The organism is Lishizhenia sp., assembly GCF_057456495.1.
In genome coordinates this window covers 1-8,382 of the sequence record NZ_JBVCPV010000136.1, presented here as the reverse complement: position 1 = coordinate 8,382, position 8,382 = coordinate 1, and the positions used below count along the sequence as shown (strand labels likewise).

At 38.9% G+C, this 8,382-nt stretch carries 7 protein-coding genes; 5 read left to right on the top strand and 2 right to left on the bottom strand.

The features are described from left to right. Window positions 1-125 precede the first annotated feature (125 nt). Window positions 126-341, top strand: coding sequence for an RNA-binding S4 domain-containing protein (locus AC22ZQ_RS10195; protein ID WP_318958682.1), 216 nt, complete (start codon window positions 126-128; stop codon window positions 339-341). A 131-nt stretch (window positions 342-472) separates the two neighbouring features. Here AC22ZQ_RS10195 and AC22ZQ_RS10190 read toward each other — a convergent pair whose 3' ends face one another. Further along, complete coding sequence (locus AC22ZQ_RS10190; RefSeq protein WP_318958681.1) at window positions 473-1,588, bottom strand: hypothetical protein; 1,116 nt, start codon at window positions 1,586-1,588, stop codon at window positions 473-475. Window positions 1,589-1,749: 161 nt separating this feature from the next. On the opposite strand from AC22ZQ_RS10190, the gene AC22ZQ_RS10185 reads away from it, so the two are divergent. From AC22ZQ_RS10185 to AC22ZQ_RS10170, 4 genes are all read left to right on the top strand, one after another. Then, complete coding sequence (locus AC22ZQ_RS10185) at window positions 1,750-2,166, top strand: hypothetical protein (protein WP_318958680.1); 417 nt, start codon at window positions 1,750-1,752, stop codon at window positions 2,164-2,166. Between the two features lie 145 nt (window positions 2,167-2,311). After that, window positions 2,312-3,397, top strand: a complete 1,086-nt coding sequence (locus AC22ZQ_RS10180; protein ID WP_318958679.1) for an efflux RND transporter periplasmic adaptor subunit — start codon at window positions 2,312-2,314, stop codon at window positions 3,395-3,397. A gap of 27 nt (window positions 3,398-3,424) precedes the next feature. Next, entirely contained in the window at window positions 3,425-6,631 is a 3,207-nt protein-coding gene (locus tag AC22ZQ_RS10175) for an efflux RND transporter permease subunit (protein WP_318958678.1), read from the top strand. Window positions 6,632-6,638: 7 nt separating this feature from the next. Continuing rightward, on the top strand, window positions 6,639-8,051 hold the full coding sequence (locus AC22ZQ_RS10170) for a TolC family protein (protein ID WP_318958677.1): 1,413 nt from the start codon (window positions 6,639-6,641) through the stop codon (window positions 8,049-8,051). A gap of 150 nt (window positions 8,052-8,201) precedes the next feature. On the opposite strand, the gene AC22ZQ_RS10165 is transcribed toward AC22ZQ_RS10170, so the two are convergent. Then, on the bottom strand, window positions 8,202-8,382 hold a 181-nt coding region (locus AC22ZQ_RS10165; protein ID WP_318958676.1), incomplete at its 5' end, for a T9SS type A sorting domain-containing protein.

Sequence of the window (8,382 nt, the reverse complement as noted above, 5' to 3'; positions counted from 1 at the left end):
GATTTCTTCTTAAATTCGGCCGTTAAAGACAGACTTAAAGCAGAAGAAGCGGCAGTTTTAAAGGGTGAAAAATCATCTTTCCAAAGTGCCGACGATTTATTTGAGTTTTACAAACAAAACAGATAATGCAAACCATAGAATTTTTACTCGAAGGAGAATACATAGAGCTTTTAAAATTGTTGAAAGCCGTAAACATTGCCCAAACGGGTGGTCACGCAAAAATGATCGTTGACGATGAATTGGTAGTTAGAAACGGTGAAGTGGAAACGCGTCGTAGAGCTAAAATCATTAAAGGCGATGTATTGGTGATTGATGAGGAGATAGAGATTACGATTGTGTAACACCGGTATTTAAAAATTTAATGATTTAAGAATTTAAATCATTGTATTTGATCTTTAAATAACCAGAAAGGGGGATGTTGAAACATCCCCCTTTCTGGTTTAAATTCTTAAATATTTAAATCCCTCCTCGCCTACTCTTCATCAAAACGATTGAGCCATAAATCAACCAATGCATCAGCGGTGGGAGCGGTTCCTTTTACCAGTCTATCTCCTGTTTGGGCATCATAAAGGTGCCATCCCTTTTCATCCTTTACTCCAACACCGTACATGTAGTCGAGAAATATTACCTGAAAATCACTCAAACTTTTCTCGGGCAATATGTCTTCATACCCCGTATCATATACATAGACGCTTCCCTCTAACCACAACTCAAAGCAATGTGCATTATCGTGGTAGGCAACGCTGTCATAAATAGGTGCTATCAACTCAAATGCACCTTCACCTCCAAACACTCCCCATTGGTGTGTTTTTACAGATCTTCCATAACAGTAGATAGCATTAGCATCTTGCGCTTCAATTAAGTCTAGTTTATGCTCCTTTTGTATTTGAGCCATTAAATCTAGCGCAGAAAGTGGCAAATAGGTTGGGCGCGGTATATCCTTTATGTCCGCACATCCTACTCCACTCACAAACTCAAGTATATCCGGACCTTCCGCTCGCAAGTCTATTCGATACCATTTCCCTTCTTTTTTACCTGCAACCTCTAAATGTTCCAACAAACTTGTTTCTGATCCGTACAGCTCATAAGGTGAAATGGAAAATGCCTCCAGATGGTTCTCTTCATCAAAAGGAAGCGTTAAAAGTGAATCAATTTTTGTAAAGGTTTCATCCAGCTCTCCTAGATTTTCAAAGACAATTTCATCCCAATTCACAGGTGGAATAAATTCAGAATAAAAGGAAATAACTCCTTTTTTTCCATTGTAATTCACCACTGTAAAATCCATTTCCTCTTGCGCAGGAGTAGGAAATTCAACACTCATTTTATTGAGCTTTTTAGGATAAGAAAACAACAATATTTTTGTGGTCTTGTCAAACAACTGCCAATTCCCTTTTGAATTTTTAAGTCGACAAGGAAAGTTGGAATATTTGTTAGGGTTCCATTCTATTTCAGATGCCTTAAAATGTGAGATAAAAGCATTCAACTCTTGCGGAGTGCTGGACGGATTCAATTCCTTTTCCTCCCAAAATAGACGTTGAGCATGTAAGTTTAAGGCTCCCAGTAGTAGCGGTAAAACAAGCCATTTCATAACAGTGCGGTTTAATTTGAAGACAAGATAAGAAATAAAGTTAATTCCTCATTTCTGGCTCCGGTAAATGAAAATACAAAGGATTTCGAAATTCTTTTAACAAATAATTAGCAGTAGAATTTTGCACCCTCGCAAAAGGCGTATTACATTTGCGTTCAGAAATGAATACACTTTTCAGATATATTATTGCACTGAGCGTACTGCTTCTAATTGGTTTCAACCAAACCATTAGTCGTGCATTTGCTGAAATTTCTGGTATTGAACAAGTAGGTTCACAAGCAGAAGACCAATCGGTATATTCAATTCAAGATCTTCACGCACATTACATACATGCAACGCCAGAAAATAGTCAGCACCTCTTTGGTGTTGAAACATCAGAAAGCGGTGCGGAAGAGGACGAAGACAAGTCACACAAAAAATTCTCCGCATTCGGAGATTTCCTTAAAACACTCTTTCTCTTACAGAAAGCAGTTGTTTCTATAGACATTCACGAGGAAGAAGCCATTTTTCATTCTCACGAATTCAAAGCATCATCATTCAAATCACTATTTCTAGTTCTAGAAGTATTTAGACTGTGATTTACATCTTCTTTTATCTGTTCACTTAGAAATAACTTTTAGGTGCAGATACCACATGTCAAAACTTGGTATTCTACCAAGTGGTTATTGGCATACCATCAATTTTTATTTCCAAACAATTTAATGCTTTAAAAGCAAAATTATTATGAGAAGAATGTGCATAATGCTGGGCTTGTGTGCCTTATTTATTAACGCAAGCTGTGAATCAAAAAAACATGAAGAAAAGGAGTTAGCTACACATTTTCTAGCGACTACTCCTGTGAGAATGGACACCTCTATTACGGTAGATTATGTATCGCAAATTCATGCGATACAACACATAAAAATAAGAGCCCAAGAGAGAGGTTATTTAGAGAAGATATATGTAGATGAAGGTCAGCACGTTAAAAAAGGCCAATTGTTGTTTCAAATTATGCCGCGCTTGTATGAGGCTGAAATGCAAAAAGCAAAAGCGGAAGCTGAATTCGCAAACATAGAATATTTAAACACGAAACAACTAGCGGATAGCGAGGTGGTTTCTATGAATGAATTGGCCTTAGCTAAAGCAAAATTAGACAAAGCAAAAGCTGAATTGGCCTTGCGTAAAGTTCACTTAGACTTCACTGAAATTAGAGCTCCTTACGATGGTATAATTGACAAATTCCATGTTCGTTTGGGAAGTTTAATAGACGAAGGAGATTTGTTGACCTACCTGTCTGACAACAGTAAGATGTGGGTATATTTCAACGTTCCTGAAGCCGTTTATTTAGATTATCAAACCAATATGGACAAAGACAGTTTCTTGGAGGTCGGTTTAAAAATGGCCAACAATAAATTCTTCCCACATCGCGGTATAGTTGAGACCATAGAGGCCGACTTTAACAACGAAACAGGTAACATTCCATTTAGAGCTACTTTCCCTAATCCAACCGGACTTTTACGTCACGGAGAAACCGGAAACATAGAAGTAAAAGAACGTTTCAATAATGCCATTGTCATCCCTCAAAAAGCCACGTTCGAAGTATTGGATCAGAAGTATGTATACGTAATTGATGCCAACGATGAATTACAATCTAGAAAAATAGAAATTGAAGCAGAAATGCCCGATTTATATGTGGTTAAATCAGGGTTAGATACTTCAGACAAAATCCTTTTAGAAGGCTTAAGAAACGTTCGTGAACACGATAAAATTGAATATGAACTGCACAATCCAAAAGAGGTACTTTCTACTTTGAGATTACACGCAGAATAAAAATCGTTCAAAAAAAATTAAAATACAATGTTTAGTAAATTCATAAAAAGACCAGTACTGGCTATTGTATTGTCTTTGGTGATTGTATTCGTAGGTACGCTATCTATCAATACACTTCCCAAATCACAATTTCCAGATATTGCTCCTCCTATGGTTGTGGTATACCTCTCCTATCCAGGAGCGAGTTCAACCGTTCTTACCAATTCTGTATTAATTCCTTTAGAACAAGCCATCAATGGAGTTCCGGGAATGAAATACATGTTCTCCACAGCAGCCAGTTCAGGTGAGGCCAACATTCAAATCGTATTCGAAAAAGGTAGTGACCCCAACCAGGCGGTGGTTAACATCAACAACAGGGTGCAACAAATGAAAAACCGTTTACCGGCCATCGTTCAGTTGGAAGGGTTAAGGGTACAACGTTTAATGCCTAATATGTTGATGTATGTGAACCTTTACGGTACGGATACTGCCAACACAGATATGAAGTTCATCTTCAACTACGCCTACATTAATTTACTGCCAGAACTACAACGTATCAACGGTGTAGGTAGAGCGCAAATTGTGGGAAGTAGACAGTACGCCATGCGTGTTTGGTTAAACCCAGACAGAATGCGAGCATACGACATCTCTACAGAAGAGGTGATGAAAGCCTTGGGTGAACAAAGTATTATAGGTTCTCCTGGTCGTTTGGGTAGAGCCGATAGTAAACGTTCAGAGTCTATAGAATATGTGTTGACCTATCCTGGACGATACAACGAAGATGAGGAATACGAAAACGTAATTATACGTGCCAATGCAGACGGTGAAGTCTTGAAACTAAAAGATATTGCCAAGGTTGAATTAGGATCGGAGTACTACGACATCTACTCCAATAAGGATGAATTTCCATCAGCAGCCATTACTTTAAACCAAGCTTATGGTTCGAATGCCATAGACGTAATTGAAAAAGTAAAAACGAAGTTGGAAGAAATGAAAGCCGACTTCCCTCCAGGGGTTGAATACGAAATTTCTTATGACGTTTCTAACTTCTTGGACGCATCTATTACTGAAGTATTACACACGTTGAGAGATGCATTTATATTGGTATCTTTAGTCGTATTCATTTTCTTGGGTGATTGGAGATCTACCTTGATTCCAGTACTTGCCGTACCAGTATCTTTAATCGGAGCTTTCTTCGTTATTCAAGCCTTTGGATTAACCATCAACTTGATTACACTATTTGCCTTGGTATTGGCCATTGGAATTGTGGTCGATGATGCCATAGTGGTTGTGGAGGCCGTTCACGCCAAGATGGAAGAGAACCCGCATCTTACTCCAACTCAAGCGGTGAAATTAGTATTGAAAGAAATTTCTGGTGCCATTATCGCCATTACATTGTTGATGACTTCTGTATTCGTTCCGGTAGCCTTTATGTCTGGACCTGTAGGTATATTCTACCGTCAGTTCTCCATTACGATGGCCTCCTCAATTGTTATCTCAGGATTGGTAGCCTTAACGCTTACACCTGTATTGAGTGCAATGATCTTGAAAAACAATCATGGAAAAGAGCGCAAACGAAACCTTCTAAACAGAGGTTTAGATTCTTTCAATAGAGGATTCGACAAAATGACGGGAGGATACACAGGAATTCTTAAAAAGATAGTCAACCGTAAAGCCGTAACATGGGGATTGTTGTTAATCTTTGCTGTGGGTACTATTGGTATTTCAAGAGTTCTACCTTCTGGATTCGTGCCTTCAGAAGACCAAGGTATGATTTACGCGGTGCTACAAACACCTCCTGGATCTACCTTGGAAAGAACCTATGCTATCTCTAGAGAATTACAACAAGCTGCCGAAGAAATTGATGGGGTACAATCTGTGTCTGCTTTAGCAGGTTATGAAATTTTGACACAAGGTCGTGGTTCTAACTCAGGTACTTGTATCATCAACTTAAAACCTTGGGATAAAAGACACCATACTGTTCCTGAAATCATTGAGGAATTAGAAGAAAAGGTGAAGGACATTCCCGGTGCGAAAGTTGAATTCTTTGGTCCGCCAGCTGTACCTGGTTACGGTGCTGCCGGAGGTATAGCCCTTCAATTGTTGGATAAAAACTCTAGCATTGACTACAACCGTTTAAACGGTGTTACTCAAAAATTCATGGATGAATTAGAGAAGAGACCAGAGATTACAGGACTGTTCACTTTCTACAGAACCGATTATCCACAATATGAATTAGAAATAGATAACCAATTGGCCATGCAAAAGGGTGTTTCTATTGGTAAGGCCATGGACAACTTATCTATCTTGGTGGGAAGTACCTACGAACAAGGTTTCATTAAATACGGACGTTTCTTCAAACTCTTCGTTCAAGCGGATCCTTCGTTCAGAAAATTACCTACGGATATCTTGAATTTCTATGTAAAAAATGACAAGGATGAAATGGTTCCTTACTCTGCTTTCATGAAAGTGAAAAAGACACAAGGTATCTATGAGATTAACAGGTATAACATGTATACAACTGCGCCGATTCGTTGTAATCCTGCACAAGGATATTCTTCGGGTGAGGTAATTGACGTAATTAAGGAAGTTGCAGCAGAAACATTACCAAAGGGATATGATATAGACTGGGCTGGTTTGTCGAAAGATGAATCTAGGAGAGGTAATGAGGCAATATACATTTTCATTGTAGTATTGATCTTCGTTTACTTTGTACTCGCGGCACAGTATGAAAGTTTTATTATTCCTTTCTCTGTTATCCTTTCTTTACCTGCTGGTATTTTCGGTTCCTTCCTTTTCATAAAAATGATGGGAGTTGCCAATGATATCTACGCTCAGGTTGCCCTGGTAATGTTAGTAGGTTTACTCGGTAAAAACGCCGTGTTAATCGTAGAGTTTGCCATCCAGAAAAAACGCGAGGGCTTCACAGTGTTTGATGCTGCTATTGCAGGGGCAAAAGAAAGGTTTAGACCAATTTTAATGACCTCTTTTGCTTTTATCGCAGGGTTAATTCCATTAATTGCAGCTCATGGTCCGGGAGCAATTGGTAACATGACCATTGGAGCTTCTGCCCTGGGTGGAATGTTGTTCGGTACTGTATTCGGGGTAATTATCGTACCTGGATTGTACTACATATTTGGAAAACTTGCAGAAAATAGAAGCTTGATTAAAGACGAAGAAGACAACCCGCTATCTGAAGGGTTTATGGAATTCCAAAGTCAATTTAACAAAGACAATGATGATGAAGATAAATAGATTAAATATGCTAGTGGGAATAAGTCTTGTAGCGCTCCTTATGGGAGCCTGCAAGACCCCAACCTTAGTGGAAAAAGAATTGCGAGAGGATTTACCGCAAGAATTCGCCATGTCGAAAGACAGCTTGAATTCTGGCACGTTGAACTGGAAAAGTTACTTTACGGATCCTTATTTAAACGCCTTGATTGATACCGCGCTTCAAAACAACCAGGAGTTGAACATCATATTACAAGAAATTCAGATGGCCAACAACGAGGTGAGTGCCAAAAAAGGGGAATACCTTCCTTCTGTTTCTTTGGGCGTTGGAGCAGCTGGTGAAAAAGTTGGTCGCTATACAGTGCAAGGTGCTTCTGAGGCTACAACCGACATTAAACCGGGAAGAGAAACACCTGAGGTAGTACCCGATTTTATGGTAGGTGGCTTTATGAACTGGGAAGTGGATATTTGGCACAAGTTACGCAATGCAAGAAAGGCTCAAGTGATGCGCTATCTCGCTTCAATAGAAGGTAAAAATTTCATGGTAACACATCTGATTTCTGAGGTTGCTAATGCCTATTATGAATTGATGGCTTTGGATAATCAGCTGACGTTAATTCAACAAAACATCGCTATTCAATCGGATGCACTTGAAGTGGTTCGCCTGCAAAAAAAATCCGCACGTGTTACAGAGCTTGCCGTTCGTAGGTTTGAAGCTCAGGTAATGAAAACCAAAAGTTTGCAATACGAGGTACAACAGAAAATCATAGAAACGGAGAATGAAATCAACTTCTTGTTGGGACGCTATCCTCAGCCTATCGCTAGAAACTCAGCAAATTTCAACACTTTGGTTCCCGACACTATTCACGCGGGGCTTCCTTCTCAATTATTAGCGAATAGACCAGACATAAGACAAGCAGAGTTAGAATTAGAAGCGGCCAATTTAGACATTCAAGTGGCGCGCGCTAATTTTTATCCTTCTTTAACCTTAAGAGCAGGACTCGGCTTACAATCTTTCAACCCCGCATTGCTTATCTCAACGCCAGAGTCTATGCTTTTCAATTTGATTGGAGATGCAACTGCACCATTGATCAATAGAAAAGCGATAAAAGCAACGTATAAGAATGCCAATGCAAAACAAATTCAAGCCATTTACAACTATGAGCAAACCGTATTGAAAGCTTACTTACAAGTTGTCAATCAGCTTTCGAACTTACACAATTTAGAAATGAGCTACGCTTTGCAATCACAACGTGTGGATGCTTTAACGCAATCCATCCAAATCTCTAATGATTTGTTTAAATCTGCAAGAGCCGATTACATGGAAGTATTGCTCACACAACGCGATGCACTTGAATCTAAATTTGAATTGATTGAAACAAAAAGAAATCAATTACATGCCTTTGTTGACATCTACAAATCTCTCGGTGGAGGTTGGAATTAGGAACAGTTAAATAATCATAGCAGCTAAAGTCGTCTTACCTCCGGGTAGGGCGGCTTTTTTATTTGATGATTTGAGGGATTTGATTTTCGCTTCGCGAATGATTTGATGATTAGCATTCGCTGCGCTCATGTTAATGGAGGGGCACGTTTACTATTCGATAATTAATTTTCTAAAATTACTAGAGCCATCCTTATTCAATACGGTTAAATGATAAACTCCAGGATCGTAATCTTTTACTTCAAATTGAAAGTTAGATTGATTGACAAAATAGAATTCAACGAGTTGTCCCATAGCATTATGGAGTTTTATACTCGAGATAGGTTGAGTTGAT